We start from the raw sequence: 25,889 nt of genomic DNA, 5'->3' as shown, positions 1-25,889 counted from the left end.
GCACCAGGAGCCCCGGACCCGTGAGGAGACCAGCCGTGTACGCAGCCGTCAGAAGGTACTCGGGCGTGACCGATCCCGTCGAGGCGGGCCGCCGCGTGGACGAGGGGTTCGTGCCGCTCATGCGGGGGATCCCCGGCCTCCTGGCCTACTACTGGGTCGACGCCGGGAACGGGATCATGGTCTCGACCAGCGTCTTCGAGGACGAGGCGGGAGCCGAGGAGTCGGTCCGGAAGGCTGCGGACTTCGTGCGGGACCACCTCGCCCCGCTGCTCCCCAACCCTCCCGAGGTCATGGCCGGCCGGGTCGTGGCCTCCGTCCGGTCACCCGGCGGCCCCTCGGACTGATCACACGGTCGGACGGACCCGCCGCCGGCCAGGCCGGAGAACGCCGGCCGACCGGGGCGGTGAGCGGCGTCAGCCGTCCTCCCAGCCGTCCTCCCGCACCCTCGCCGCGAGGTCGATCTTGGTGTACGTGGGGCGGCCGGCCTGCTGGTACTTGTCCTTCACCCGGTCCAGGTAGTACTTGGCCGTGTGGGGGCTGACACCGGCGCGGCGCGCCGTGGCCTTCAGCGTGAGCCCGGAGGCGTACTCCACCAGCACCTGACGCTCCTTCGGGGACAGGCTCGGACGGGCAGGCCCGTCGTCGTGCGCCCAGGCGAAGGCGAGCTCCGCGGAGTGGGCCGTACCGCCCGCGGCGACCTCCCCGACCGCCCGCACCAGCGTCGGCAGATCATGGTCCTTGGTGAGGTAGCCGTCCGCACCGGCCGCGATCGCGGCGACGATCCGCCCGCGGTCCGCCACGGTGCTGATGACGAGGACCCGCGGTCCGGCGGCCCGCAGCCGCCGGATGTTCTGCGGTGGCTGCGATCCGTCACCGAGCACCAGGTCCAGCAGGACGACGTCGTAAGGCAGTCGCGCCGCCGCGCCGTCGACGGGGTACCCCTGAGCGAGGAGTTGCCCCACCGTGCACGCCGTCGCCGCCAGACGTACGTCCGGAACTCCGTCCAGCCAGACCCGCAGCCCGTCGAGCAGCATCCGGTCGTCGTCGACCACCGCCACGGTGATCACGCCGGCCACCTGAGTTCGACACGGGTGCCCTCACCGGGGGCGCTGTCCACGTCGGCGGCGCCTCCGCTCTCGCGCATCCGGGCGCCCACCGAGGAACGCAGGCCGAGTCCCCGGGGGACGGTGCCCGGGTCGAAGCCGACTCCGCGGTCGACCACGGTGACCACGACCCGGCCGGCTCCGCCGGTGACCGTCACCTGGGCGCGGTCGGTCCCCGCGTGCCGCAGTACGTTGTTGAGCGCCTCCGTGACCGCGTCGCCGAGGGCGGCCGCGGCCGGAGCCGGTATCTCCGCCAGGCGGTCGTACTGGGCGTTCACCCGCAACCCCAGGCTCTCCGCCGACCGCACGGCGCGTTCGATCGCCGCCGCGGTCCCCGGGGCGCGGTCCTCCTGGGCCTGCTGCTGCAGCACCAGGCGCCGCAGGTACGCCGCCTCCCTGCCGCACCGTTCCCGCACGGGCAGGGCGTCGGCGTCGGCCCGCCCGCTCGCGATCGCGGTCAGCGTCGCCAGCACGGTGTCGTGCAACGCCCGGTGGTGGGCGATGCGTTCCGCGTACCGGGCCCGCTCGGCCTCGGCCGCGAGGGCCTGGGCCGTCGCCGCGTCGAGCAGACTGCCCTGGCGCCGCAGGTACCACCAGAAGACGCGCGCCAGCACGGCCGACGAGACGATCGCGTTGAGGTGCGCGGCGATCACGGCGACGTCCGCACCGGTCGGCCGGTAGCCCGCCGTGTGGGTCGCCAGCAGCGCGACGACCGCGCCGGCCGCCGCCGCCGGCCTGGCGAACGCGACCGCCGCGACCGCGCTCGCCGACCCGCCGAGCAGCATCGACCAGCCGAGGTCCGCCGGCCGGTGGGCACCACCCGCGTACACCGGGAACGGCAGTACGCATCCCACCAGCACCAGGTCCACCAGCGGCGGCCAGGTGCCGAACCAGCCCTTGGACCGGGCCGTGCCGAAGACCAGCAGACTCGTCGACACGGCGACCACGATCCCGGCCCAGGACAGGGCACTTGCCCGCTGGTGCTGAACCACCGCGAGCACACCCACCACCAAGTGGCTGGCCCGGTAGAGGCCGGTCGCCAGGACAATGAACGCCTGGGCCCGCTGAAGCCCCGAACCCACGATCACGGCAGGTCTCCCCCGCCCACGCAACCCCCCTGAAACGGCGGTACAGCCCGGTCGCCGGGGCCCGTAGTTTGCCAAGCGTCCCGGCACCGGACCCGCCGAGTCATCAGACCATCGCGCCGGGTCCCCGCGCCGCCCGGAATTCAGGCAATGAAGGAGGCGAAGTGGCTCGAAGTGTGCGCCGAGGGGGAGTACTCGCGGTCCTGGCACCACCGCTCGTGCTGCGGCTCCCCGGTACCGCCACCGCGGCGGACCGCCGGTCCGCTGCGCGCCGTGGATCACCAGTGCGTCCACCCACGAGATGCGGGCCTCGTGCTCGTGACAGTGCATGGACGTACTCGGCGGCTCCCAGAACCCGGGAGCGGTCGTCCAGCGGCTCGACCGCGAGGGCCGACTGCGCCGGCGGTTCCGCTGCCGGCCCTCCGGAACTCCCGGTCTCCTCGTGATCGGCGTGTACGGGAAGTGCTGCGCCGGCGCCCGGAACGCCTCGATCGCGGACGGCACTCCCCTCGTGCTCGGCCACTGCGGGGGACCGGGCCGGCACTGCCGCTGGGTGGACCGGGGCAGCAACCGCCGGGAGATCGTCGAGGCCGCGAGCGGCAAGTGCCTGGTGGACGCCGGCCGTCGCAGTGCGATCCGGCCGGGCGCGTGCGGGAACCTCGCCGAGCCGTGTCCCAGCCTCTGGACAACGGTCCACGACCGTCGGTACGACCGCACCAGCGTCTGGGGCTGAACGGCCCACCGCGCCCGGAACGCCGATCCCGGCCCGGGGGAGCCGGCGCGGACCGTGGTCGTTCGGCGCTCCGGCGGCCGCCGGAGCGCCGAACGATCCCGCTCCGCGTGCGAGGGCGGTTGCGCCGGGGGGCCGCGGCAAGGACAGGGGTCTTGCCGCGGCACCCCCGCGTTGCCGTACGTCACCCACGCCCGGCCGACCCTCCCCGCACGTCCTCGTCGGTGAACCATGAGCCGGGCGCCGCGAGTTCGGCGAGCACCGCGCCCCGTCGAGGTCGTGCAACCGGAGCGCCGCCCGTTCGGCCCGCCGGGGTCCCCGGCTCCTCCGTCCCGGGTTCGGCATTCCGGGCAGCGGCGTCCGGCCCTCTCGCCACGAGCGCGGGCACCGCCCCCGGGGACCGGCCGACGGCGTCCCACCGCCCGGGCGGTCGCGGGAGACGGGTGCCTCACGGGTGCGATGCCGGTCACGCGTGCCCGCACGGTGGAACCGGGACGCGGCGATCGGCGTTCGACCCTCTGAGCGGCGGGCCGCGCCGCCCATCCGCGAAGGCGAAGGGGACGGGGACGACGTGATGAGCGACAAGGCCCGCAAGCTGTTCGAGGCACTCGACCTGGACGGCGACGGAACGCTGACCCGCGAGGAAGTGATCACGGCCCTGCGGACGAAGGGTCCGCACCTGGCCGCGGCGGGCGATCTCCCGTTCTGGGGCGTGGGGGACGCCGATGCGTCCTCGGCGTTGTTCGACGCGGCCGACCAGAACGGGGACTCGGTGCTCACCCTCGAGGAGTTCGCGGCGGTGGTGGACCGCCGTTTCGGCTGGCGCTGACATCCGAACCGGCCCGCTCGTCGCCAGGACGGCGCGCGGGTCCCCGAGCGGGCCGGCGAGGCCGCCGGTCACGGGCCGGCCGACGGGGACGCCTCAGGTGCCGGCTCCGCGGGACCACGGCCGTCCCCACGCGGGACGTCGCCTCCTCACCCGCGGGTTCGTCGACTCCTCACACGGGGAAGATCAGGCAGCTGCTGGTCGCGTGGGCGAGCACACGGTCGGCGCCGTCGTACAGCTCCGCCTGCGCCAGCGCGGTGCGGCGGCCCCGGTTCAGTACGGTGCCGACCGCCCGGACCTTCCCGGTGTCCGCGGAGACGGGCCGCAGGAACTTCACCGACAGATCGAGCGAGGTGTACCCCTCGCCCTGGGCCAGGGTGGTCTGGACGGCACAGCCGGCTGCCGAGTCGAGGAGGGTCGCATAGACACCTCCGTGCACGCTGCCGATGGGGTTGTAGTGCTCCTCCCCGGGGACCAGGGAGAACACCGCGTGCCCGTGCTCGACCTCGTCCAGGGTGAAGCCGAGGGCGGCGCTGATGGGTGGTGCCGGCAGACGGCCGGCCACCATGTCCCGGAGAAAGTCCAGGCCCGACTGCAGCCCGACGGCGGCCGACGAGATCGCCGGGTCCTCCCACTCGAATGTCCGTGACCTGCCCATGTCCGATTCCCCCTGTCCGCTGGCTTCGATGTCCGAAGCTAGATGCGTCCCCACCTGACTGTCAATGTCGAAGCCAGCAGGCGTACGATGCGGGCATGGAATGGCTCGACTTCAGCACCGACAACTGCTCGGTCCAGCGGACGGTCGGCCTCGTCGGGGAGAAGTGGTCACTGCTGATCCTGCGCGACGCCGTCAACGGCATCCGCCGCTTCGACCACTTCCGCCGGCACGTCGGGCTCTCCGAGGCCGTCCTCGCCGACCGGCTCCGCAGACTGGTGGCCGCCGGCATCCTCGAAACCGCGCCCTACCGGGACCCGGGCGACCGCACTCGCCACGAATACCGGCTCACCGCGAAGGGCTGGGACCTGTGGCCCGTGGTCGTCGCGCTCATGCAGTGGGGTGACAAACACGCCGCGGACCCCGGGGGGCCGGCGGTGACCCTCCACCACACCGACTGCGGCGCCCCCGTCCGGCTCTCCGTCGCCTGCGGCGAGGGGCACGACGCACTCACACCGCGTGAGGTCACCGCCGCGCCCGGCCCGTCGGCACTTCGGCACCCGCCCCGGCGCCGGGCCTGAGGACCGGAGCGGGGCTCTGCCCACCGTGACGGGCGCACTCGCGCGAGGCCGCCTCCCCGGCGGCCCCGATCGTGGCTCATGCCCAGTCCCCGGCCCAACCTCGGGCGGCAAGCGGACCGCCGGGTGACCCGGTCCGGCACGACCGCGGCGTCGTCGACACTCCCGGAGCCCTCTTGCCTCTGAGGCAAGAGGTTTGCCCAGGAGGAAATGACTGTGGCTCAATGGCGGAATGCCCGAAGACACCACGGCGACGAGCACCGGGGAGACCGGCGCCGCACTCTCCAGTGTCGCATCACAGCTCCGGGACCTGCGGAAACGCAGCGGCCTGACCGTAGAGGCCGCCGCAGTGCGGCTGGGGCTGTCCCCGGCGCACCTCTCCCGGCTGGAGACCGGGCAGCGGCAGCCGTCGCTGCCCGTGCTGCTGACTCTGGCCCGTACGTACGGCACCACCGTCTCCGATCTGCTCGGCGAGCCCCCTCCCGAGCGGGACCCCGTGATCCGGGCCTCGGCGACGGGGTCGCTGGGAGCGGACGGGTGGACCTACCGGCAGGCCGGCGGCTCACGGCGCGCGATGCAGGCGCTCCGCGTGCACGTCCCACCGAACGTCCGGGACGAACTGGTCCGGGTCCACACCGGCGAGGAGTGGCTCTACGTGCTCACGGGCCGGCTCCGGCTCTCGCTCGGGGGCAAGGACCACACCCTCGAGCCGGGCGACTCCGCCCACTACGACAGCCTCACCCCCCACCGGATCACCGCTGTGCCACCGGGAGGCGCGGACCTTCTCTTCGTCCACACCCTTCTGCAGAGCCACGCGAGTGACCTGTGCGTGGGAGGCGGGTACCGTCCGGCCACGCGCGGCGCCGGACGGCGCACAAGCCCTCCGGAAGGAGACGACCGTGCCGACTGAGAGGACGGGCGTCGAACGCGGGGACGGCCGGTTCCCCAAGGGGTTCGCGCTGCGCCTGTTCGCCTACATCGTGGCGGGGCACCTCGTGGCCGGCTTCCTCTATCTGCTGTTCTCCGTCGGCGCGAAGTAGGCGGTCCACCAAGCGGCGTGCGCTTCGGGCCCGGCGATGCGCGGCGCGGGACCGTGCGCCGTCACCGTGCGCCGGAGCGCCCGGGGGCGCGGCACCGCCCGAGATCGCCGGACGGGTCCGCACGCGGCACCCGCCCGACCCGCCCCGGGCGCACGGACCGGCCAAGCCCGCCCGCCGTCACGTCGCGGAGGTCACGGCGGTGGCGCCCAGCGGCCCCGGCTCGCCCTGCGTCCCCCGCGCCGGGTAACCGGCTCATGCCGCGCACCCTGAGGACCGCCCGCATCACGGAATCCAGGGCGGCGGTCCTGACGCGGGAACCGCATGGTCCCGTGATACTGCACCTTTTCCGTCGGTCGTACCGGTGCGACGGCGGGCGCGGCGGAACGGTCGCGCCGCTGCGGGTCCCCTGCGAGCCTCGGGAGCACACAGCGGCACCGGCCGCCGGCCGTGCCGCCCGCGCGATGCCCCCTCGCCGGGGCCGAGAGGGACCTGGGCCGGTGCCGGAGTGCGTGCGTTCGGGTGGTCTGTTCGCCTCAAGTACCCATGACAGATGACGACATACCGGGTCACCTCGTAACTTTGGCGGCAGTGACGGTGGTTCGGGTTCTCTCCCGTCGGTGCCGTCCCCCGACATCCCTCCTGCGGCCGTTCGGCAGCAGCCGGACGGCCGCACCCACTCCCTGAGATGTGACCACGTGAAGAGTTGGCAATTGTGGACAGGCCTCGGTGCATCGGTCGCGGTCGCCGCCGGGGCGGTCACCTGGGCGGTCATGTCCCATCCCGCGACCACCCCGGACAGCAAGTCCGAAGAGGCACCCCTCACCCCGCTCACAGCGCATGCGCTGCTGCAGGCCGGCCATGTGCAGGCGCAGCACCATGACTTCGACGGAGCGGAGGCCACCTTCAAGCGGGTCCTGGAGATGGAACCGCGCAACAAGCTCGCCTGGTACAACGTCGGCGTCGTCTCCGCGCGGGACGGCAGGCCGGCCGACGCGCTCAAGGCCTACGACGCCGCGCTGAAGATCGATCCGTCGTTCACCTCGGCCCTCTTCAACCAGGCCGTGCTGCTCAAGACGAGTGATCCCGACCGGGCGATCGCACTGCTGAACCGGACCGTCACCATCAACCCGAAAGCCTCGACGGCCCATTTCCAGCTGGGCGACACGCTGTCGCGGAAGGGCCGGGACAGCCAGGCCCGGGACGCCTACCGCCGTGCCGTCGCGGCCGATCCGTCGCTGCACTCCCAGGTGCCGGAGAAGTTCAGGGACTCCACGGGGCCGAGCCCCTCATCCACGACGAGCGCAGGCAGGTAGCCCCCAGATGACGCCGAATGCGACACCGAGGTTCTCCGTCTTCACCCCCAGCCACCGGCCGCGATTCCTGGACGAGTGCCTGGCGACCCTGCAGGCACAGTCCTGTTCCGACTGGGAGTGGATCGTCCTGCTCAACAACGGCGCCAGGTGGCGGCCGGAGCGTCCGGACGACCGCGTACGGGTGGAGATCGCGGACGAGCTCCGGGGGGTGGGAGCGGCGAAGCGCAGGGCGTGCGAACTCGCCCGGGGCGAGATCCTCGTGGAACTCGACCATGACGACCTGCTGGCGAGGGACTGCCTGGCCGAGCTGGGGAAGGCGTTCGACGAGCAGCCCGAGGCGGTGTTCGTCTACAGCAACACCGCCCAGATCACCGAGGACGGCGGGCGGGACGACACCCGGTTCAACGAGGCCCACGGCTGGCAGTACGAGGAGGTGGACGTCGACGGCCGCCGGCTGCTGGCCGCGAAGACGATGTCACCGACGCCGCACAACGTCTCGTACATCTGGTACGCGCCGAACCACGTGAGGTCGTTCCGCAGGGACGTCTACGAGAAGGTCGGCGGGTACGACGCCACCCGCACCGTACTGGACGACCAGGACCTGATGTGCCGGCTCTTCCAGGTCGGCGACTTCCACCACATCGAGGCATGCCTGTACCTCCAGCGCCTCCACACCGCCAACACCCAGCGCGACCCGCAGATCAACGCGCACATCCAGCGGGAGACGGTGGCGCTGTACGACAAGTACATCGAGGCCAACGCCCTCGCCTGGACGCGCCGCCGCGGGCTGCTCGCGCTGGACCTGGGAGCGGCCCACCGCAAGCCGCCGGGCTATCTCGGGGTGGACCAGCGCCCGGGGGACGGCGTCGACATCGTCGCGACCCTGCCGGCCAGGCTGGACCTGCCGGACAACTCCGTCGGCCTGCTGCGAGCGGTCGACTTCCTCGAGCACGTACCCGCGAAGGTGCCGTTGATCAACGAGTTGTACCGGCTGCTCGCGCCCGGCGGAATGCTCCTGACCATGACACCCAGCTCCGACGGCCGAGGTGCCTACCAGGATCCCACGCACGTCGCGTTCTACAACGAGAACTCGTTCTGGTACTACACCGACAACCAGTACCGGTCCTTCGTCCCCGAGATCGAGGCGCGCTTCCAGAACTCCCGCCTGGTCACGTACTTCCCGACCGACTGGCACTCGAAGAACGACATCTCCTACGTGGTGGCGAACCTCATCGCCATGAAGGAGGGCGCGGCCCGCTGCGGCGGGCCGCTGCTGGTCTAGTGCCGCCCTTCGATGTGTGGGAAGAGCGAGGTCGCAGTCTCCCGGCTGCGGCGTCGTCCGCAAGTGCCGGCGCGGGTCGCGGCCGCGGGCGAGCCGCCCTGAACGGCGGCGACGGCGCTCCCACACGCCTGCCGGGCGGGGACCGGGCGCCATGGGCCGGTCGGTGCCGCCGGTCCGGCGTCAGCGCGAGGTGCGTGCCGCGGCGGCCAGCGCGGCCAGCGCGGGTGCGCTCAGCGCCTTCGGCAGTTGGTCGTCCCACCGGGGCTGGGGCGGAACGCCGGCGGCCGGCCAGCGGGCGTGCCCCAGCACGGCGAACGCCGGCCGGGCCGCCGGCCGCGGAAAGGCCACGGAACCTACCGGGCGGATCCGTTCGGGGTCGAGACCGCTCAGCCGGAAGGTCTCCCGGGCAAGCCCGTACCAGGTGGTACGACCGGTCGCCGTGCCGTGGTAGATGCCCGCCGGCGCCAGGCCGGCGAGGGCGGCGCGGCCCAGCGCGATCAGCTGGCGGGCCAGTGCGCAGGACCAGGTCGGCTGACCGTGCTGGTCCGCGACCACGTCCAGCGTCTCGCGTCGGCGGGCGAGTTCGAGCATCGTGGTCACGAAGTTGCGTCCGTGGGTGCCGTAGAGCCAGGCGGTGCGCACGGTGTAACCGGTGTCGGGCAGGAGTTCGGCCACCGCGCGCTCTCCTGCCAGTTTGCTCCGCCCGTAGGCGTTGACCGGGGCGGTCGGCGCGCCTTCGGCATACGGATCGTGGGCGTCGCCGGGGAAGACGTAGTCGGTGGAGACGTGCAAGAGAACCGCCCCGCCGTCCGCGCACGCTCGCGCGAGATGACGGACGCCCGTGCCGTTGACGGCGGTTGCCGTCTCCTCGGCGCCCTCGGCGCCGTCCACGTCCGTCCACGCCGCGCAGTTGACGACGACGCGGTGCCCGTCGAGGGCCGCGCGCACGGCTGTCCGGTCGGTGATGTCGAGCTGGTGCCGGGTCAGTCCGGTGACGTCGGCGCCCCGGACGCCGGCGAGTTCCGTGACGACGTCGCGGCCGAGCATCCCGCCGGCGCCGGTCACCAGCCACTTCACGGTCATCGCAGCGCCGCCCCGGCCTTGAGCGGTTCCCACCAGGCCCGGTTCTCTCGGTACCAGGCGACGGTGGCTGCCAGGCCTTCGGCGAAGGCGACCCGCGGTGCGTAGCCGAGCTGTTCGCGGATCTTTCCGTCGTCCAGTGAGTAGCGCAGGTCGTGGCCCTTGCGATCGGCCACGTACTCGACCCGGTCCCAGTCCGCGCCGACGGCGTCCAGGAGCAGTCCGGTGAGCTTGTGGTTGCTGACCTCGGTCCCGCCGCCGATGTGGTAGACCTCCCCCGCCTTCCCGTGGCGCAGGGCGAGGTCGATGCCGTGGCAGTGGTCGGAGACGTGCAGCCAGTCCCGGATGTTGCGGCCGTCGCCGTAGAGGGGGACGGACTTCCCGTCGATCAGGTTGGTGATGAACAGTGGGACGATCTTCTCGGGGAACTGGTGGGGTCCGTAGTTGTTCGTGCACCGCGTGACGACCACGTCCAGCCGGTGGGTGCGGTGGTAGGCGAGGACGAGGAGGTCGGCGGCGCTCTTGGAGGCGGAGTACGGGGAGTTGGGCGCGAGCGGTGACGTCTCGGTCCACGAGCCCTCGCCGATCGAGCCGTACACCTCGTCGGTGGAGACGTGCAGAAACCGTCCCACGCGGTGGCGCAGTGCCGCGTCCAGCAGGACCTGGGTGCCGACGACATTGGTCCTGACGAAGGGACCGGCTCCTTCGATCGACCGGTCCACGTGGGACTCGGCCGCGAAGTGCACCACCGCGTCGTGGTCCGCCATCACCTGGTCGACGACCTCGGGGTCGCAGATGTCGCCGTGTACGAACCGGTAGCCGGGATGCCGGGCCACCGATGCCAGATTCGCCTCGACGCCTGAGTAGGTGAGGCTGTCCAGGACCGTGATGCCCAGAGTGGGATCCGCTCGCAGCCGCTGCCGGACGTACTCAGAACCGATGAATCCGGCACCGCCGGTCACAAGGACGCGCATGATCCTCCGATGCTTGTGTCGCCCGGCAGCATCCGGGCACTGGTGGCCGTTCCGGCGGAACCCTCGGAACTCGACCAACTCTGCAGGGTTCCGGCGGACTCCGCGCACTCCGGCGAACGGGGTACCGGGCTGCGACGCCGCCCTCCGCGCGCACCGGCTCCTGCGGGCACGCCGACCCCGCGCCCGCGGTCGACGCACCCGGGTTCCTCCCGTGAGGACGGACCACATGGCGGACCGTGCAGGGCCTGCATCCGTTCGGGTCGTCCGGCTATGCCGTGGTCATGGCCGCGGCACCGACGTCCGCTCGCGTCCGCAGCCCCCGGCGGTACGCGACGCACTCCGCGTAGGAGGGCAGGATCCCGCACCGCCCCGCCTCCGCGAGCGAAGGGGCCGCGGCGTCCTTCTCGGAGAGCTCCGGGGTGAGGTCCCGGGGCCACTCGACGGCCAGGTCCGGGTCGAGGGGGTGGACCCCGTGCTCACGGTGCGGCGCATAGCCTTCGGAGCAGAGATACACCACGGTGGCACCGTCCTCCAGGGCCATGAACGCGTGACCCAGCCCTTCCGACAGATAGACGGCCCGGTGCTCCCGGTCGTCGAGCCGGACGGCCTCCCACTGCCCGAACGTGGGGGAACCGGTACGGATGTCCACCACCACGTCGAGCACCGCTCCGCTGACGCAGGTGACGTACTTCGCCTGTCCGGGCGGAACCGACGCGTAGTGGATGCCGCGCAGTGTGCCGGGTACGGAGCGGGAGCAGTTCGCCTGCTCCAGCCGGAGAGGGTGGCCGGTCACGGTACGGAACCGGTCGGCCCTGAACCACTCGTGGAAGCGGCCCCTTCTGTCGTCGAAGACCCGGGGGGTGTCGACCCAGGCTCCCTCGATGCCCAGTGGTCTCATGTGAGGTGTTCCTTCCGCACGTGCGCGTGTGCTGACCGCCGTTCCGTCGTCACACGGCCGGCACCGGTTCCGTCCGCAGCGGTTCCTGCCGCGGTGGCCCGCTGCCGCGCCGGGATGCGACGGTGCACCCGGCCTCGCTCAGCAGGCCCAGCAGATACTCGCCGTAACCGCTCCTGAGCAGTGGCCGGGCCAGGGCACGGAGCCTGTCGTCGTCGATCAGCCCGGCCCGCCAGACGGCTTCCTCGACACAGCCGATCTTGAAACCCTGGCGCTCCTCGATGACCCGGACGAACTCCGACGCCTGCACCAACGACGCGAAGGTGCCCGTGTCCAGCCAGGCGGTGCCCCGGTCGAGCCTGGTGACCTGGAGCTCACCGGCTTCGAGATAGGCGCGGTTGACGTCGGTGATCTCCAACTCACCGCGTGCGCTCGGGCGCAGGCCGCGGGCGATCTCCACGGCGCGGTTGTCGTAGAAGTACAGACCGGGCACGGCGTAACGGGACTTGGGCCGGACCGGTTTCTCCTCGATCGACAGGGCCCTTCCGTGCTCGTCGAACTCCACCACGCCGTAGGCCGAGGGGTTGGCGACCTGGTACGCGAACACCCGGCCGCCCGCCGTCCGCGCGCAGTGCGCCAGCCGGGTGTCGAGACCGCTGCCGTGGAAGATGTTGTCGCCCAGGATCAGCGCCACGGATTCGTCCCCGATGAAGTCCGCGCCCAGCAGGAGGGCCTGGGCGATGCCCTCCGGCCGTTCCTGCTCCGCGTAGGTGATACGCAGGCCCAGCCTGCTGCCGTCGTCCAACAGCCGGCGGAACTGGTCCTGCTGGTCCGGGGTCGTGATGACCAGGATCTCGCGGACGCCCGCCATCACCAACGTGGAAAGCGGGTAGTAGACCATCGGTTTGTCGAACACCGGCAGCAGTTGCTTGGACACCGAACGGGTCAGTGGCCACAGCCTCGACCCACTGCCACCGGCCAGCAGAATTCCACGCATGAGGAAACGTTAAGGGCCCGTACCTCACAAACTTGGACGCGGCGCGCGGCCGTTGCGGGAATCCGCGCGGCACCGTGCCGGTCCCACCGCGTCACCTCGCGCGGTGCGGTGTGGTCACCTCGCACCGTGCCGTGCGACCGCCCCACCGCGCCGTGCCGACGGAGCAAGGACACGGGCACGGCTTCCGGAGGCTGCCGCAGCGCGCGATCACGCGCCACTTCGCACGGCCCGCCCATGAGGGCGGTCCCCTCCGGCAGTTCGACCCGATGGCAGGGCACCTGCCCGTGCGAACGACTCAGGACCGGGACCGGCGCGGTCCGGCGACCGCCTCCGCGAGCAGGCGGCGTCCGACCGGAGTGGCGAGGACGCCACGCAGGACGGTGTCCCGTACGGCGCGGACGGGCGGCGAGCCCAGCGCCCGGGCACGGGTGGCGAGGTCCCTCCGGACGAGGACGCCCACCGCGTCGGCGCGGCGTGCCCGGCGTCGGCCCGTGAGCCCCTCGTCGGCCGGGCCCCCGCGGGCGGTCGCGTCGGGCGGAACGGCGGCGAGGGAGACCGCGTCCCGCAGACCCGGGGCGAGGCCCTGCCCGCCGACCGGGCCGCACCCATGGGCGGCGTCGCCGGTCAGCGGCACCCGCCGGCTGCCGTGGCGCGCGGCAAGGCGACGCTGCGTACGGAAGCAGGTCCGGGCCGGGCCGGCAGGAGCGGACGGCGGCGACCGGGCTGCTCGTGCCACGTCGGTGCCGGCTGCGCCCTCAGCCGAAGGCGGGAGGCCCGGTTCACGGTGTCCGTGCCAGACCTGCGGGCAGGGCTCGCGGCGCCCGTAGTCGGGCGCGCCGTCGCCCGCTCGGCCCTCCCTCCTCGTCGAACGGCGCCGGAACGGTCCGCGGCGGATGATGGGAGGAACGACGACATGGCCGCGGGGCCGTCTCGTGCCGCCGGCGGCAGTATGGCGAGGGAGGTGTGTCCGTCATGGGCGACCCGACGGGCGCGAGCGACGCCGACCGGGCGGTGAAGGCCAGGCATCGGGCGATGTGGGCCCTGGGCGACTACCCCGCGGTGGCGGACCAGCTGATCCCGGCACTCGGCAGGGTGCTGGTGGACGCATGCGGCATCCGCGCCGGGACGCGGGTACTGGACGTGGCGGCCGGCACCGGCAACGCCGCGATCCCGGCGGCCCTGGCCGGGGCCGACGTCGTCGCCTCGGACCTGACGCCGGAACTCCTCCACGCGGGCCGACTGGTCGCGGAGGGACTCGGCGCGGAGCTCGAATGGCGCGAGGCCGACGCGGAGGCGCTGCCCTTCGCGGACGGCACCTTCGACACCGTCATGTCCTGTGTGGGAGTCATGTTCGCACCGCACCACCAGGCCGGCGCCGACGAGATGCTGCGCGTCTGCCGGCCCGGCGGCACGATCGGGCTGCTCAACTGGACCCCCGAAGGCTTCATCGGCCGCATGTTCTCGACGATGAAGCCCTACGCTCCCCCACCGCCGCCCGGTGCGCAGCCCCCGCCGCTGTGGGGTGACGAGAGGCATGTGCGGGCACTGCTCGGAGAGCGAGTCACCTCGGTACAGGCCCGTCGGGAGACCGTTCGGGTGGACCGGTTCGCGACCCCCGGGGAAGTGGGCGACTACTTCAAGAAGAACTACGGCCCCACGATCACGGTCTACCGCAATATCGCCGACGCCCCCGAACGCGTCGAGGCCCTGGACCGGGAACTGGCCGCGCTGGTACGCGACCAGGCCTCCGCGACGGGCGGCACCGAGGACGGCGGCATGGCCATGGACTGGGAGTATCTGCTCGTGACGGCACACCGCAGCTGACGCGAGGACCCGGCGCCGGGAACGCCGGCGTGACGAACCCGGGTCTCGAAGGCTCCGAGGACGCGCGCACCCGGATACGGCGGGGCGCCGACACCTTCCAGGCGATCGACGCCCGCGATCACGAGGCCCTGTTCCGGTCGCAACGCCCGAGCCGCGCCGAGAGATGGTGCTGCAGCGGCCGGCCGACCGCCGCGAGGTCGTGGACGAAGTCGAACGTCGCGGCGTCCGTGAGGGTGTAGCGACGGCGGGTGGCGGTGACCTCCTTGGCCGTCGGGGCCAGGGCCATCTGATGGGTGGTGAGATCGACCGCGCCCCGGTCCGCACGGCCGACCAGGATCTCCGCGACACCGGTGGGCTGGGTGATGAGCGCCTCCACGCGCCCATCGGGCTGGACCCGCCACCAACCGCTCTCCCGGGCCGCCGGCCTCAGCGGGGTGTCGTCCGCGTCGAGGAGCCATGCGCGCGCCTCGTAGCGGAGGAAGGGCCGGCCGTCGTGGCTGAACGTGACCTCCTGCCCGTACGCGAAGTCGTCGGCGAGTGTCGGGTATCCGCCGTGCCCCCGCCCTAGCCAGGTCCCGAGGAATCCGACCAGCGGCGCCAGCAGCGCGTGCGGCTCGGGCGCTTCGTCCGGTCGGTGTGCGTCGGGGTACGGGGGCTGCTGGGCGGGCTCGAGGGCCATACGTGCTCCTGGGTCGGGGCGGGTGCCGGGGGCAGCCTAGGACCTCGCCCCGTCCGCCGGCGGACGACGTGCGCGGCGGGTGGGGCGGGGCGGCCGGCGCAGGCGTGGCCGGCCGGTCTGCGGCTTGCGGGCCGTTGGCGCGTCCGGGTCCCGCGGTCGCGGGCAGCGATCCTCGCCCGCAGGTCCTCGAGTCTCACGAAGGAGTCCTGGTCGCAGCTCCGTTCCGCGGCGGCGTGGTGGATCGCCGTCGCCGCGCCGGGCGCGGAGGCCGCGGTCGCCTCGGCCCCGAGACGCACCGCCATGTCCCGCGCACCCGGGATCGGCATGGCGGGCGTGTGGCCGCCGCCCCGGAGTGACTGGGGTCGGTCGTCATGGACGTCACGGCTGAGGTGAGTCCGTCCGGCACCGTCCGGCGGCAGGCACGAGACGCACGGGAGTGACGTCCGTGGGGCACGCGGGGATGCCCCGGCAGGTCAGCGGGTGCGTACCGCCGTCACGGTGAAGCGTTCCACGGCGGCGACATGCCCGCCGGTGGAGGCGACCACGGTGAGCACGGGGTCCCGGGCCCCGGAGAAGGGGACCGCGACGCTCCAGGGCTGGTTCTCGCCGCCCGCGGAGGTGCAGCACTTGGAGGTTCCCAGGGGCGCGTCGGACGAGGGCTGGCGCACCTGGACCTGGATGCTCTCGTCGACTCCGGTGATCCGGCCGCCGGTCGCCAGGGGGGAGCGTACGAGCGCCCCGTACGCCGGTGCGGTGAGGGAGAACGTCGTGTCGTCGGTACCGACGACCTCCCAGGGCGCGTCCGCGCCGGTGCCGAAGCGCACCATGTGGATCACCGCGGCGGTGCCGCCCTCCGTCCCCGAGGGCGCCACACCGACACGGGCGTGCCTGCCGCTCACCTTGCTCGATGTGACCCTGTCGATCTCCTCGAAGCCCAGGAAGTCGCGGCTGAACGCGAGCGCGGTCTGATCGGGGTCGAGGTGCCACGGCTGGTGACCGCCCGAGCGGTAGGAGCGTTCCCACGCCTGGGCCTGGGCGAGCGTGGTGAAGGGCCACACCGGCTGGAGGCTCCACGAGCCCAGCGGCGGTACGGCGTTGGGAGTCTGCGTCGGTACGGCGGGGGTCGGCGACGAGGTCGGGGAGGCCGCCGTAGGAGGCGAGCCCTCGGATGTGGTGGGCGACGGCGCGGGTGTCCCCGGTGCGGCGGAGGCCGACCCCGTTGCGCTCGGGGATCCGCCGGCGCCGCTGCAGCCGATCAGGGCCAGGGCGGCCGCTGTTGCCGCGGCGAAGTGCCGCAACGGAAGCCAGGTGTTCATAACGTGCGCCCCAGGAAAGATGGATCCGGTCGCGGACCGGTGCGTACCGCCATGGTGCCACCAGTTCCGCCGGCGTCACAGACGCTGCGCTGACGACGAGCCGGCGTGGATCGTCACCACCCGGCTCTCGGCGCCGCCGTGGTGGCCTGGCGGACATGTCCGGCGAGGTGCACCCACCCTGCCACCGTGTTCTGCTGGAATCATGCGCGGCCCGGCCTTGCGTGCGGCCGCAGAAAGGTGCCTGACATGGGAAAGGACCGGGACACCGAGGAGTTCGGGCGTTTCGGGGAGGAGGGGCGAGAGGCCCCGGACTGCCCCGGCCACAGGGATGTCAGCCGCCCTGCGCGCGAGGGGGACGCCGCCGGTCGGCGTGCAGCCGAGGAGACTCCGGCAGCCGAGGAAACCGGACGGGAAAGCGAGGGGTGATTCCGCTCCCGGCCCGCACCCGGGCTCCCGGCGCGCGGGGAGCCCGGGCGAGAAGGATGGCGTGCGCCGGGGCACGACCGGGAAGGCCATCTTCATGACCGTCTACGTCGTCACCATTCCCGGCACCTTCCTCAAGGAGCTCTCCGCGTCGGCCCGCACGGATCTCGTCCGGGCTCTCCGGCCGGCCGACCCCCGCACCACGGACTTCGGCGCGGCCGAGGACCTCGACATCCTCACGTTCTATCCGGACTCCCCCGCGTTCAGCCTCCGGCTCGAGGTCGAGGCCCACGACAACGCCTCCGCGGAGGCCAAGGCGCGCGAACTCGCCACGGACGCGCTCAGGTCGGTGGGGGTCTCCGAGGACGAAGTGCCCCTGGGGCAACCGGTGATCACCGGCATCGACACGGAGTAGGCGTCGGCACGCCGAGTCCTCCCGGCCCACCGACGGCCGGCGTGACGGCGTGTCACCGGCCCTGACGTACCTCTCCGAGAACGGGCGCGGGCCGCCGGTACCGCATAGGCCGAGCCGGGTCGGGCGTCGTCCCGAGTCGCCGAGCCCCGCGTCGCCTTGCTGTCGGACCGGCCCGGGACGCTCCTGCGCCCCGTGGACCGCGGGCGGTGCCCGGCGGCGGTGTGTTGCGGGCTCTTCCCCAGGGGTGGAAGGTGAAATGCGGGCGCCTCGGAGAGGACGCGGGCTGCGGACCGCCCCCCGCACGGTTCACAACGGCTCTGCGCGGACTTCGGTTCGGTCACCACGCATCCGCGACGCGCTCGGGGCCGGCTCGGAACGGCTCTGCGCGCACTTCCGACGGCACTGCGACCGGCCCCGCCCCCTGAAGGAGCGCTCATGCAGCAGGACAAGCATCCGGACTACCGCCCCGTGGTGTTCCGCGACCGCGCGGCCGGCTACGCCTTCCTCACCCGCTCGACCGCGACGAGCGACCAGGTGATCGAGTGGGACGACGGCCGGACCTACCCGGTCGTCGATGTGGAGATCTCCTCGGAGAGCCACCCCTTCTACACGGGCAAGGCCCGGACGGTGGATTCCGAGGGCCGCATCGCCCGGTTCGAACGCCGCTACGGCGACGGTGCCGGCGATACGCCCGGTGCCGCCGGGAACCCCGGCTGACCGGCACCCCGGGCGTCGCCCCGGGTCCGCCGCCGCGGGTGGTTCGGCACGGACGTTCAGCGCGGACCTTCAGCGCGGACCTTCAGCGCGGCACGAGTGTCGTTTCGGTCGCCTTCACGCTGGTCCACACCGTCGTTCCGTCGGCGAGGCCCAGTTCGGCCGCGGCCTGCGGGGTGATCTCGGCCACCAGGTCGGGGGCTGCCTCCGAGGTGATCAGGACCCGGAGCCGGCTCCCGCTGGCGATGATCTCGCGGACGGTGCCGCGCCACACGTTGCGAGGGCTGCCGGAGGGCCGCTCCTGGTGCACGGAGACGGCTTCGGGAGCGATGATCGCGAGGGCTTCGGTGCCCGGCGGCAGAGGGTCGGCGACGACGAGGGTGCCTCCGTCGGGGAGCAGTAGCCCCTGCGACGTGGTGGTGCCCGGCCAGGCGTTGCGGCCGAGCATGCGGGCGACCCACGGGGAACGGGGGTGGCGGGTGACCTCGGCGGGCGGCGCGTCCTGAAGGGCCCGGCCGTCGTCGAGCACGAGGACGCGGTCGGCGAGTGCGACCGCCTCGACGGGGTCGTGCGTGACGATCAGGCAGACGCCTCCGAAACCGTCGAGGTGATGGCGGAGCGTGTGCCGGACGTGGGCGCGGGTGGTCTGGTCCAGGGCGGCGAGGGGTTCGTCGAGCAGCAGGGCGCGGGGCCGTGCGGCGAGGGCGCGGGCGAGGGCGACGCGCTGGGCCTGGCCGCCGGACAGTTGGGCGGGTCTGCGGTGGGCGAGGTGCCCCACGCCGAGCCGGTCCAGCCATTGCCGGGCCTCGCGGCGCGCCTCGGCACGGGGGGTGCCGTGGGCACGGAGCCCGTAGGCGGTGTTGGCGAGGGCCGTGAGGTGCGGGAACAGCGCGCCGTCCTGGGGCACCCAGGCGACTCCCCTTCGATGGGGCGGCAGTCCGGTGACGTCCGTGCCGCCCAGCGTCAGCCGGGCGTGCGCGCGCGGGGTGAGACCGAGCAGCGCACGCAGCAGCGTGGTCTTGCCGGCCCCGTTGGGGCCGACCACGGCAATGGTCGTGCCGGGTCCCGCGTCGAGCGTCAGCCGGTTGAAGCCGGTGACGTCGGCGTGCAGGGACCAGGTCTCCCGGGTGTCCGCGGCGGACGGGGCGGCGGTCTCGGGGCCGTCCGTGGTTGCCGGCTCGGCCGCTTCCCCGGCGGCCTCCGCGGCGGGGTCGCGGTCGGTGGGTGTACCGCTCCAGCGTCCCCGGAGCGCGATGAGCACGAGCATCGCGATGGCGAGCAGGAGCAGGGAGACGGATGTGGCGGCCTCGGGCTCTTCCTGCAGGAGCAGGTACACCTGGAGCGGCAGGGTCTGCGTGGTGCCGGGGAGATTGCCCGCGAAGGTGATGGTGGCGCCGAACTCCCCGAGGGCCCGGGCCCAGGTCAGGGCGGCTCCCGCGATGAGTCCCGGCGCGACCATGGGCAGGGTCACGGTGAAGAACACCCGCACGGGCGAGGCGCCGAGCGAGGCCGCGGTCTCCTCGTAGCGCGGACGCAGCCCGCCGAGCGCCCCCTCCAGACTGATCACCAGGAAGGGCATCGCGACGAAGGTGGCCGCGAGCACCGCGCCCGAGGTGTGGAAGGGCAGCGTGATGCCGAACCAGTCCTCCAGGAGCGGCCCCAGCAGGCCCCGCCGGCCGAAGGCGAGCAGCAGCGCGACCCCGCCGACGGTGGGCGGCAGCACCATGGGCAGCAGTACCAGGGAGCGCACGAACGCCTTGCCGCGGAACGGGACGCGGGCCAGCAGCCAGGCCAGTGGCACCCCCAGCAGCAGGGACAGCCCCAGTGCCCAGAACGAGACGAGGAGCGAGAGGCGCAGCGCCTCCACGGTGCCCGGGGTCGTCAGATGGTCCGCGAGTTCGCCCCACTGCGTACGGGCGAGGATGCCGACGAGGGGCAGCAGCAGGAACGCCACGGCGAGCAGGGCCGGGACCGTCAGGGCGAGCGGCGGGCGGGAACGGTGGCCTGTGCGGCGAGGGAGCGGTGGCATCGGCGTGGTCCAGGGACGAGGAGACGGTCCAGGGGTGAGGAGACGGGGCCGGGGGCCGCCCGTGGGCCCGTCGGGCGGGCCCCTCACGACGGCTCCTGGTATCAGGGCCGCTGGAAACCGGCGTCCCCCAGGATCCTCTGCGCCTCGGGCGAGGAGAGCCACGCCACGAACGCCGTGGCCGCCTCGGCGTTCTTCGAGGTCCTCAGGGTGGCGGCCGGATACTCGGCGATGGCGTTCTGCTCGTCGGGGATCTCGACTGCGTCGACCTTGCCGGGTGCGGTGGCGACGTCGGTCTTGTAGACGAGCCCGGCGTCGGCCTCGCCGAGCTCGACCTTGCTCAGCACGGCGCGCACGTTGGGCTCCTGCGAGACCGGCTTCACGGTGATCTTCTGGGCGTCCAGGATCTTCCGGCTGTAGCGCCCGACGGGGACCTCGGGTGCCGCGAGCACGACCTTCAGCCCGGGATCGGCCAGGTCCTCGAGGCCGTCGATCTTCCCAGGGTTGCCCTCGGCCGTGGCGATCACGAGGCGGTTCCTGGCGATGACCTCCGGCGTACCGGTGTCGGCCCTGAGGCCGTCCATGGTCCTGGTGTCGGCGGTGACCAGGGCATCGGCCGGCGCCCCCTGCTCGACCTGCGCGGCGAGCTCCTGCGACCCGGCGAAGGAGAAGGTGATCCGCGTGCCGGGGTGCGACTTCTCGTAGGCCGCGCCGGCGGTCCTGAAGACATCGGTGAGGGAGGCGGCGGCCAGCACCGTGAGGTCGGCCTCGGCGACGCCGCGGGCGGACGCTGTGGCCTGGGCGCCGCTGTCGGGGTTCGCGGCCTCGTTGCCGCATGCGGCGAGCGGCACGAGGAGGGCTGCCGTCAGGACCGCGGCGGCCGCGCGGCGTCGGGCGAGGGTGAGGGACATGGGGCTGGGGCTCCTGGGGGACGGGGTCGGCGCGTCGGCCGTCGGTACGGGTCGCGTTGAGCCGGGACGGCGAAGTCGCCTTGGTGCGAGAGGCTCAGGTGCGGTCGATGTGCACGCTGGTCGACTTCACACGTGCGGTGGCCTGCATGCCGACCTCGAGTTCCAGTTCCTCGACGGCCTCCCTGGTCAGCAGCGACACCAGCCTGTGCGGTCCGGCCTGGATCTCCACCTGTGCGGCGACGTCGCCCAGTTTCACGGCGGTGACGATGCCGGGGAATGCGTTGCGGGCGGAGGTGTACGAGGTGTCCTCGTCCACTCCGCCGGACTGTGCGAGTTCGATGGAGAAGGCGGCCAGGTCCCGGCCGTCGATGAGGCGCCGCCCGCCCTCGTCGCGATGGGTCGCGATCCGGCCGGCGTCCGCCCAGCGGCGTGCGGTGTCGGGGCTGACGCCGAGCAGCCGCGCCGCCTGTCCGATGGTGTAGGACTGCATACGCGCCAGATTAGGGCTCTCAGCCTCTTATCTGCAAACCATTCATGCGATGCGCACGGCATGTGCGAGATGCATTGGAGGAACGGACGACGACAGGGCGGACCACCGCACTCGAACCCCGACCAGGATCTCCGGGCGCCCGGAACGGGCAGCCGGGCGCTGCCCGTTGGCACACCTTCGCGCGACACGGACAACCGGCGGCGCCGTGGCGTCGGCCGACGGCCGGCCGCGGCTGCCGCAGAGTCGCCGACCCAGGTCCGCCCGGGACTCACGCAGCGGGCGGCGCATGGCCGGCCGGTACCGCCTCCTCGGGCGCGACCGGTTCGGGCGGTGTGCCGTCACCGAAGGGGCTTCCGCCGAGGGCGGCACGGTCGTGCGGTTCGAGCCAGTTCGACAGGTCAGGGCCGGCAGGCACGATTCCGGTCGGATTGATGTCGCGGTGCACCACGTAGTAGTGCCGTTTGATGTGGTCGAAGTCGACCGTGTCACCGAAGCCCGGCGTCTGGAACAGGTCCCGTGCGTACGCCCACAGCACCGGCATCTCGGAGAGCTTCCGCCGGTTGCACTTGAAGTGGCCGTGGTAGACGGCGTCGAAGCGCACCAGAGTGGTGAACAGCCGTACGTCGGCTTCCGTGACCGTGTCGCCGACGAGGTAGCGCGACCGCTCCAGCCGGGCCGCGAGCCGGTCGAGGCGCATGAACAGGCGTTCGTACGCGGCGTCGTACGCCTTCTGCGAGCCGGCGAACCCGGCCCGGTAGACCCCGTTGTTCACGTCCTTGTGGACGACCTCGTTCACCGCGTCGATCTCCGGGCGTGACGCGGGTGGGTACAGCGCGGGAGCGCCCGGGCGGTGGTACGCCGTCCACTCGAGGGACATGTCGATCGTGATCTGCGCGAAGTCGTTGGTCACCACCTTGCCGGTCGTCACATCGACGATCGCCGGGACGGTGACGCCCCGGTCGTAGCCGGGATCCCGGGCCAGATACGCGTCCCGTAGCCGTTCGATGCCGAGGACCGGGTCACGTCCGCCCGGGTCGAGGTCGAAGGTCCAGCTGCGCTCGTCGTGCGTGGGTCCGGCGATGGCCATCGGCAGCGCCCGCTCCAGGCCGAGGAGCCTGCGCACGATCACCGCGCGGCCGGCCCAGGGGCAGGCGCGACTGACCACCAGGCGGTAGCGGCCCGCCTCCACCGGGAAGCCGTCGCGTCCGTCGGCGGTGATCCTCGTGGTGATGTACCGACTGTCCCGCGTGTATTCCCCGCCGGGGTTCACGTAGCTCATCTGATCGCACTACCCGCGAGCGGCCTTGACGAACGCATGCCCGGGAGCCGGACGGAGCCGGCAGGCGCTTTCGGACCCGCACCGGCCCTGCGCCGAGCCTGCGCACGGTCCCCCCGCGCCGCTCACCCCTGGGCGCGCACCACTCCCCCGCACAGCGGGTCGTGATGCGCCTACGGATCCCCTGTGACGCGCCTGTGACAGTCGGCGGACATCACGGTGAAAACGGACCCGCAATCTTTTTGGAAAGAGGGCAAAACGCACTCTTCGGGCATATGCCCACGCTGCTTCCGAGGGTGTGAGCAGTGAGGACCGATCCGATCTCGCCGGAGGAAATCCCATGAGCCTCACCCTCACCACCCCGGACGTCGAGACCCCCGCCCTGGCCCCGCGCGAGCGCGAGACCCTGCGACATATCGCCGCAGGACACACCTATGTACAGACCGCCCGCCACATGGGCCTCTCCAAGCACACCGTCGATGCCTATCTCCGGCGGATCCGGGCCAAGCTCAACATCAACACCACCGCGGAACTCACCCGGCTGGCCATCTCCCTCGGCCTGTGACGCCCCCCGGGGACGGCACCCGGCCACGACGAGGACGCCGACCCGCCGGCGGCCTGCGCCTGCGCGCCTCAGAGCCCTGCGGAACCCGTCGGGCTCTCCACCGCCAGAAGGTGCGGGCGCTTGGCGGTCCGCCCGTCCCCGGACGAGTGGCCGCGCAGGCGTCTGCCCAGCCAGGGGCCGAGATACCCGGCGGCCCAGCGGAACTCCGCGGCGGCCGCCCGCCATCCGGCAGGGAGGGGAGCGACCGGAGGGGGCAGGGCGAGCATCCAGGTGTCGTCACTGCCGGGCAGCGCGAGGGCGTGCGCCATGGCGGCGGCGATCCGCTGATGGCCGAGGGGACTGGCGTGGAGCCGGTCCGGGCTCCACAGCCGCGGGTCGGCGACGACGGGATGGTGTCCGGTCTCGGCGACCACCACGCCGTGGCGGCGGGCCGCGCGGCGAATGCCGTCGTTCAGGGCGGTCACACGGGAGCCGAGCGGCCGGGCCAGCGGGATGACACGTGCGATGTCGGGGAAGGTGAGGGTGGCGACGCGGGCACCCTCCGCGGTGAGCGCCGCGAACATCGCCTCGAGGTGACCGGTGACCTCGTCGGCGTCGAACCGCGGCCGCAGCAGGTCGTTGACTCCGGCGACGACGGTGACGAGATCGGGGCGCAGGGCGAGGGCCGGAGCGAGTTGCCCGGCACGGACCTCGCCGGCCAGGCGCCCCCGTACGGCCAGGTTCGCGTACCGCAGGCCGGGGTTGTGCCCTGCGAGCCGCTCGGCGAGCCGGTCGGCCCAGCCCCGGAGCCCGGACACGTCGTCGCCGTCCCCCAGGCCCTCGGTCTGGCTGTCACCCAGCGCCACGTAGCGGAGCAGGCGCGGTTCGGCACCGGACACGGGAATCCCCTCCTCGTTGTACCCGTGCCCCAGGGGGGCAGACGGGCGAACGGACTCAGCATAGTCATGAATATGACCAGGCACATTCATGAGTATCCAGAAGCCGCGGAGGGCCGCGGACGCGTCGCGGAGTTCCATGGCCGGGGGCCGCGTGGGCAGGTCGTGGACCGCTTCACGGACCGGAGCGCCGGGGCGGACCCTCGTCGCCTTCCTGCGACGCCGGACCGTGGTGGGGAGGTGTCCCGGCGCGACCACCGGCCTCGCGGGCGTCGGCCCGCTCGGTGACGCGCAGGACGGCCCAGCAGCCGAGGGTGACGGCGCCGAGCGTCCAGGCGTTATGCCAGACGAACGGCCACCAGGGCGCCGCCGGTTGAGCGATCGCCTCGACGGCGGTCAGGAGCACGGCCGTGGTGAGTACGCCGCACAGCACCCACTCGGCGACCCGGGCGCTGCGGGTGCGGCCGGGGACTCCGTCCGGCGGGCCGTCCGTCTGCATGCGGTGGTTCCTCTGGTTCGTGCCCGTGCGGGTCTCGCCGGCGGCCGCGCGGAACCCGTCGGCCACATGCGCGCGAGGTCCGCTCCGGGACCCCATGTGATGGGTTGCCCGACGGCAACGGAGCAAACGCGGGGGCCGTCGACGACCGTACCGCCGGCGGCACACGGCACCCGCGGACATGACCGACGGGCGGATCCGGCAGCTCGGCCACCTGGGAACGGGCGGGCACCGGTGCTCCGTCAGCGCCGTCCGGCCGCCGGTCCCGGACGCGCCGGGGCCCCTTCCGGCCCCGTACTGCGGACCGATGAACGTCCGGAACGCCGTTCCCGAGCCCATGGGCAGCGTCCTCCAGGACGCCGGGCCGCCAGGGCCGGGCCCGGGAACGGGCTCGCGCCGCTCAGGCGCGCGCGGCGTTCTCGGCGATGCCCGCGACGATCCGGTCGAGGAGCGGCGTGGGCAGTTCGTGGCCCATCGCGTCGAACGGCAGATACGTCGAGTCGGCGAGCGCGGCGTGGGTCGCCTCGCCGCCCGCGATCTTGATCAGCGGGTCCTCGGCCCCGTGGATCACCAGCGCCGGGAGCGTCAGTTCCTGGAGGCTCTTGCTGCGGTCAGGGGCGATCACGGCCGCGGTCACCTGGCGTGTTCCCCCGTCGGGGTTCTTCGCGCGGTCGTACGCCTGGGTCGCCAGCGCGAGGCGGCGCTCGCGCTCGCCGTCCGCGTACGTCTGCGAGCCGATGATCGCGTACAGCGCGGCGATCTGCTCGATCGCGGCCTCGCGGTCCGGCGGAAGCGGCCTGGTCAGCTCGTCCAGCACCTCGCCATCGGCCATACCGATGCTGATGTGCGGCGTGCTCATGATCGAGCACAGGCTGAGCACACGCGACGGGTACTCGATCGCGAGGAGTTGGGCGACCATTCCTCCCATCGAGGCGCCGACGACGTGCGCCTGCTCGATACCGAGATGGTCGAGCAGTTCGACCGTGTCACGCGCGATGGTGCGCAGGTAGTACTGGCTCGGCGCCTCTTTCCATTCGGTCAGGCCACTGTCGCGGTTGTCGGGGCGAATCACCCGGTAGCCCCGCTCGCCCAGCCCGTCGACGAGTTCCTGCGGCCAGTGGATCAGCTGCGAGCTGAGCCCCATGATCAACACCAGCGGCTCCCCCGACGGGTCTCCCTCGCCGCGGAAGCACATCCGCACCGTCGACAGCTCCGCGAACTGATCGCGCTCATCGCGCATGGCATCCTCCTTCGGCAGTCGACCCCTGCCAACCGGACAGCGCCTGGCCACGCGCGTGGAGGCTCCCCCACGCCGGACCCC

General features: G+C 72.8%; 29 protein-coding genes. 12 read left to right on the top strand and 17 right to left on the bottom strand.

Going from position 1 to position 25,889, the window contains the following annotated elements:
- The first annotated feature begins 65 nt into the window (after window positions 1–65).
- Complete coding sequence (locus AB0J10_RS21865; protein ID WP_363064010.1) at window positions 66–344, top strand: hypothetical protein; 279 nt, start codon at window positions 66–68, stop codon at window positions 342–344.
- Window positions 345–413: 69 nt separating this feature from the next.
- Here the strand turns inward: AB0J10_RS21865 and AB0J10_RS21860 are convergent, their stop codons facing one another.
- A complete protein-coding gene (locus AB0J10_RS21860) occupies window positions 414–1,067 on the bottom strand; it encodes a response regulator transcription factor (protein ID WP_363064008.1) in 654 nt (217 codons plus the stop codon).
- On the bottom strand, window positions 1,064–2,191 hold the full coding sequence (locus AB0J10_RS21855; protein ID WP_363064006.1) for an ATP-binding protein: 1,128 nt from the start codon (window positions 2,189–2,191) through the stop codon (window positions 1,064–1,066). Before AB0J10_RS21855 ends, AB0J10_RS21860 begins: the two co-directional genes overlap by 4 nt.
- Before the next feature lie 325 nt (window positions 2,192–2,516).
- Here AB0J10_RS21855 and AB0J10_RS21850 point away from each other — a divergent pair, with 325 nt between their 5' ends.
- Window positions 2,517–2,921, top strand: a complete 405-nt coding sequence (locus AB0J10_RS21850) for a hypothetical protein (protein ID WP_363064004.1) — start codon at window positions 2,517–2,519, stop codon at window positions 2,919–2,921.
- A 571-nt stretch (window positions 2,922–3,492) separates the two neighbouring features.
- Entirely contained in the window at window positions 3,493–3,747 is a 255-nt protein-coding gene (locus AB0J10_RS21845; protein WP_363064002.1) for an EF-hand domain-containing protein, read from the top strand.
- Between the two features lie 169 nt (window positions 3,748–3,916).
- Here AB0J10_RS21845 and AB0J10_RS21840 read toward each other — a convergent pair whose 3' ends face one another.
- On the bottom strand, window positions 3,917–4,402 hold the full coding sequence (locus tag AB0J10_RS21840) for a PaaI family thioesterase (protein WP_363064000.1): 486 nt from the start codon (window positions 4,400–4,402) through the stop codon (window positions 3,917–3,919).
- Window positions 4,403–4,497: 95 nt separating this feature from the next.
- On the opposite strand from AB0J10_RS21840, the gene AB0J10_RS21835 reads away from it, so the two are divergent.
- The 5 genes from AB0J10_RS21835 (at window position 4,498) to AB0J10_RS21815 (ending at window position 8,612) form a co-directional block, all read left to right on the top strand.
- Window positions 4,498–4,980, top strand: a complete 483-nt coding sequence (locus AB0J10_RS21835) for a helix-turn-helix domain-containing protein (protein ID WP_363063998.1) — start codon at window positions 4,498–4,500, stop codon at window positions 4,978–4,980.
- A gap of 229 nt (window positions 4,981–5,209) precedes the next feature.
- Window positions 5,210–5,887: an XRE family transcriptional regulator gene (locus AB0J10_RS21830; RefSeq protein WP_363063996.1), complete on the top strand. Its 678-nt coding sequence runs from the start codon at window positions 5,210–5,212 to the stop codon at window positions 5,885–5,887.
- Complete coding sequence (locus AB0J10_RS21825; protein WP_363063994.1) at window positions 5,877–6,017, top strand: DUF6126 family protein; 141 nt, start codon at window positions 5,877–5,879, stop codon at window positions 6,015–6,017. The genes AB0J10_RS21830 and AB0J10_RS21825 overlap by 11 nt, the downstream gene beginning before the upstream one ends.
- Before the next feature lie 710 nt (window positions 6,018–6,727).
- On the top strand, window positions 6,728–7,330 hold the full coding sequence (locus AB0J10_RS21820) for a tetratricopeptide repeat protein (RefSeq protein ID WP_363063992.1): 603 nt from the start codon (window positions 6,728–6,730) through the stop codon (window positions 7,328–7,330).
- A 7-nt stretch (window positions 7,331–7,337) separates the two neighbouring features.
- Window positions 7,338–8,612, top strand: coding sequence for a glycosyltransferase (locus AB0J10_RS21815; RefSeq protein WP_363063990.1), 1,275 nt, complete (start codon window positions 7,338–7,340; stop codon window positions 8,610–8,612).
- 180 nt (window positions 8,613–8,792) lie between these two features.
- Here the strand turns inward: AB0J10_RS21815 and rfbD are convergent, their stop codons facing one another.
- From rfbD to AB0J10_RS21790, 5 genes are all read right to left on the bottom strand, one after another.
- Window positions 8,793–9,695, bottom strand: coding sequence for a dTDP-4-dehydrorhamnose reductase (gene rfbD / locus AB0J10_RS21810; protein ID WP_363063988.1), 903 nt, complete (start codon window positions 9,693–9,695; stop codon window positions 8,793–8,795).
- Window positions 9,692–10,666: a dTDP-glucose 4,6-dehydratase gene (gene rfbB / locus AB0J10_RS21805; protein WP_363063986.1), complete on the bottom strand. Its 975-nt coding sequence runs from the start codon at window positions 10,664–10,666 to the stop codon at window positions 9,692–9,694. Before rfbB ends, rfbD begins: the two co-directional genes overlap by 4 nt.
- Before the next feature lie 268 nt (window positions 10,667–10,934).
- Window positions 10,935–11,564 (bottom strand): dTDP-4-dehydrorhamnose 3,5-epimerase, encoded by a 630-nt coding sequence (rfbC, locus tag AB0J10_RS21800; RefSeq protein WP_363063984.1) that lies wholly within the window; start codon window positions 11,562–11,564, stop codon window positions 10,935–10,937.
- Window positions 11,565–11,613: 49 nt separating this feature from the next.
- Window positions 11,614–12,558, bottom strand: coding sequence for a glucose-1-phosphate thymidylyltransferase RfbA (gene rfbA, locus AB0J10_RS21795; RefSeq protein ID WP_363063982.1), 945 nt, complete (start codon window positions 12,556–12,558; stop codon window positions 11,614–11,616).
- 295 nt (window positions 12,559–12,853) lie between these two features.
- A complete protein-coding gene (locus AB0J10_RS21790) occupies window positions 12,854–13,294 on the bottom strand; it encodes an FAD-dependent monooxygenase (protein WP_363063980.1) in 441 nt (146 codons plus the stop codon).
- A gap of 236 nt (window positions 13,295–13,530) precedes the next feature.
- On the opposite strand from AB0J10_RS21790, the gene AB0J10_RS21785 reads away from it, so the two are divergent.
- Window positions 13,531–14,382 carry a methyltransferase domain-containing protein gene (locus AB0J10_RS21785; protein ID WP_363063978.1) on the top strand — a complete coding sequence of 284 codons (852 nt, stop codon included), beginning with the start codon at window positions 13,531–13,533 and terminating at the stop codon, window positions 14,380–14,382.
- A gap of 118 nt (window positions 14,383–14,500) precedes the next feature.
- Here the strand turns inward: AB0J10_RS21785 and AB0J10_RS21780 are convergent, their stop codons facing one another.
- Window positions 14,501–15,061 (bottom strand): FABP family protein, encoded by a 561-nt coding sequence (locus AB0J10_RS21780; RefSeq protein WP_363063976.1) that lies wholly within the window; start codon window positions 15,059–15,061, stop codon window positions 14,501–14,503.
- Between the two features lie 473 nt (window positions 15,062–15,534).
- Complete coding sequence (locus AB0J10_RS21775) at window positions 15,535–16,377, bottom strand: hypothetical protein (protein WP_363063974.1); 843 nt, start codon at window positions 16,375–16,377, stop codon at window positions 15,535–15,537.
- Between the two features lie 487 nt (window positions 16,378–16,864).
- Here AB0J10_RS21775 and AB0J10_RS21770 point away from each other — a divergent pair, with 487 nt between their 5' ends.
- Together AB0J10_RS21770 and AB0J10_RS21765 are read left to right on the top strand one after the other, a co-directional pair.
- A complete protein-coding gene (locus AB0J10_RS21770; protein WP_363063972.1) occupies window positions 16,865–17,215 on the top strand; it encodes a hypothetical protein in 351 nt (116 codons plus the stop codon).
- Window positions 17,216–17,650: 435 nt separating this feature from the next.
- Entirely contained in the window at window positions 17,651–17,932 is a 282-nt protein-coding gene (locus AB0J10_RS21765) for a type B 50S ribosomal protein L31 (RefSeq protein WP_363063970.1), read from the top strand.
- A gap of 82 nt (window positions 17,933–18,014) precedes the next feature.
- Here AB0J10_RS21765 and AB0J10_RS21760 read toward each other — a convergent pair whose 3' ends face one another.
- The 4 genes from AB0J10_RS21760 to AB0J10_RS21745 all read right to left on the bottom strand — a co-directional run bounded on the left by AB0J10_RS21760 (window position 18,015) and on the right by AB0J10_RS21745 (window position 22,635).
- The gene (locus AB0J10_RS21760) at window positions 18,015–19,958 is read right to left on the bottom strand and encodes an ABC transporter permease (RefSeq protein ID WP_363063968.1); all 1,944 of its coding nucleotides are present in this window, start codon (window positions 19,956–19,958) and stop codon (window positions 18,015–18,017) included.
- 101 nt (window positions 19,959–20,059) lie between these two features.
- Complete coding sequence (gene modA / locus AB0J10_RS21755; protein WP_363063966.1) at window positions 20,060–20,866, bottom strand: molybdate ABC transporter substrate-binding protein; 807 nt, start codon at window positions 20,864–20,866, stop codon at window positions 20,060–20,062.
- 94 nt (window positions 20,867–20,960) lie between these two features.
- A complete protein-coding gene (locus tag AB0J10_RS21750; RefSeq protein ID WP_363063964.1) occupies window positions 20,961–21,356 on the bottom strand; it encodes a helix-turn-helix transcriptional regulator in 396 nt (131 codons plus the stop codon).
- A gap of 268 nt (window positions 21,357–21,624) precedes the next feature.
- Complete coding sequence (locus AB0J10_RS21745) at window positions 21,625–22,635, bottom strand: glutathione S-transferase C-terminal domain-containing protein (RefSeq protein WP_363063962.1); 1,011 nt, start codon at window positions 22,633–22,635, stop codon at window positions 21,625–21,627.
- A 337-nt stretch (window positions 22,636–22,972) separates the two neighbouring features.
- Here AB0J10_RS21745 and AB0J10_RS21740 point away from each other — a divergent pair, with 337 nt between their 5' ends.
- Window positions 22,973–23,197 (top strand): helix-turn-helix transcriptional regulator, encoded by a 225-nt coding sequence (locus AB0J10_RS21740; protein WP_363063960.1) that lies wholly within the window; start codon window positions 22,973–22,975, stop codon window positions 23,195–23,197.
- 68 nt (window positions 23,198–23,265) lie between these two features.
- Here the strand turns inward: AB0J10_RS21740 and AB0J10_RS21735 are convergent, their stop codons facing one another.
- The 3 genes from AB0J10_RS21735 to AB0J10_RS21725 all read right to left on the bottom strand — a co-directional run bounded on the left by AB0J10_RS21735 (window position 23,266) and on the right by AB0J10_RS21725 (window position 25,808).
- Window positions 23,266–24,081 carry an SGNH/GDSL hydrolase family protein gene (locus AB0J10_RS21735; RefSeq protein ID WP_363064154.1) on the bottom strand — a complete coding sequence of 272 codons (816 nt, stop codon included), beginning with the start codon at window positions 24,079–24,081 and terminating at the stop codon, window positions 23,266–23,268.
- A gap of 166 nt (window positions 24,082–24,247) precedes the next feature.
- Complete coding sequence (locus AB0J10_RS21730) at window positions 24,248–24,571, bottom strand: hypothetical protein (RefSeq protein WP_363063958.1); 324 nt, start codon at window positions 24,569–24,571, stop codon at window positions 24,248–24,250.
- A 397-nt stretch (window positions 24,572–24,968) separates the two neighbouring features.
- Window positions 24,969–25,808: an alpha/beta hydrolase gene (locus AB0J10_RS21725; protein WP_363063956.1), complete on the bottom strand. Its 840-nt coding sequence runs from the start codon at window positions 25,806–25,808 to the stop codon at window positions 24,969–24,971.
- Between the last annotated feature and the right edge of the window lie 81 nt (window positions 25,809–25,889).

The sequence above is a fragment of the Streptomyces sp. NPDC049887 genome, assembly GCF_040656535.1.
Taxonomy (GTDB): Bacteria; Actinomycetota; Actinomycetes; order Streptomycetales; family Streptomycetaceae; genus Streptomyces.
Note: the sequence above shows the minus strand (reverse complement) of the source record. Positions and strands in the feature narration are given on the sequence as shown.